This window comes from Gordonia polyisoprenivorans NBRC 16320 = JCM 10675 (assembly GCF_000241325.1).
Taxonomy (GTDB): domain Bacteria; phylum Actinomycetota; class Actinomycetes; order Mycobacteriales; family Mycobacteriaceae; genus Gordonia; species Gordonia polyisoprenivorans.
Window position 1 is genome coordinate 1 of sequence record NZ_BAEI01000020.1, and the last position, 620, is coordinate 620.

Consider the following 620-nt stretch of genomic DNA (forward strand, 5'->3'; position numbering starts at 1 on the left):
GCCGTCGCGCTGCAGGTGAGCCCACATCTTCACCGCCCCGTAGAGCGATTCTGGCCGACGTTTTCCGTCCTTGTCGGGTTCGTAGTAGCCAGCCAGCACTTCGGTGATCGTGGTGTCCCACAGCGCCCGTTTCGACACTGGACGTGCCTGCCATGCGTAGAAGGTTCTCGGGGAGATCGGCGCGCCGTGCTCGGTGAGCACGCGACAGATCTGAGCGACCCCGAACCGAGCCCGATGCTCGGTGATGAACGCACACACTACCGATGTCGCGGGTCGCTCTCCCGCGCGAAGAAAGTCGTTGCCGCCTTGAGGATTTCGACGGTTTCCTCCAGCTCGGCTACTTTGCGTTTCAGCGCGCGCATCTCAGCGGTCTCCTCGCGTGTCACACCCGGCTTCTTGCCTTCATCAACCTCGTGCTGGCGCACCCACTTGCGCAGAGTCTCGGTGTTGAGCTTGAGCCGCTGTGCCGTGGCCGTAATCGCCGCGTACTCGCTCGGATACTCCTCACGATGCTCGGTGACCAACCGCACAGCCTTGGCCCGGGTCGCCTCGTCGTACTTCTTCGGCATGATGCCAACTTTCCCTCACATAGAGGTGTGCACCAAACCCGGGGACGTTCA

At 62.4% G+C, this 620-nt stretch carries 1 pseudogene; it reads right to left on the reverse strand.

The window, feature by feature from the left end:
- Window positions 1-569: pseudogene (locus GOPIP_RS28190) on the reverse strand (transposase); the annotation flags it as partial.
- Between the last annotated feature and the right edge of the window lie 51 nt (window positions 570-620).